The following is a 250-nucleotide window of genomic DNA, read 5'->3' as shown; positions in this document are numbered from 1 at the left end:
TTCCAGGGCGCGGGCGGCATGTTCGCCACGCAGGATGATCTGGCCCATGTGGGACACATCGAACAGGCCGGCCTGCTCGCGGGTGTGCAGGTGCTCCTTGAGCACGCCGAGCGGGTATTGCACCGGCATGTCGTAACCGGCGAAGGGCACCATGCGCGCGCCGAGTTCGAGGTGCAGGGCGTGCAGCGGGGTTTTGGCGAGATCGGTCATGTATTGCTCCAGAAATAAAAGTCCGAGTGGGATGAGGCTT

Annotated in this window: 1 pseudogene; it reads right to left on the bottom strand. The window is 63.2% G+C overall.

The annotated features are described in order from the left end of the window. Window positions 1-210 (bottom strand): annotated as a pseudogene (gene gcvT, locus AAHM40_RS27140) (glycine cleavage system aminomethyltransferase GcvT); the annotation flags it as partial. Between the last annotated feature and the right edge of the window lie 40 nt (window positions 211-250).

The organism is Pseudomonas sp. OTU5201 (genome assembly GCF_038440135.1).
GTDB classification, from domain to species: domain Bacteria; phylum Pseudomonadota; class Gammaproteobacteria; order Pseudomonadales; family Pseudomonadaceae; genus Metapseudomonas; species Metapseudomonas resinovorans.
Note: the sequence above shows the minus strand (reverse complement) of the source record. Positions and strands in the feature narration are given on the sequence as shown.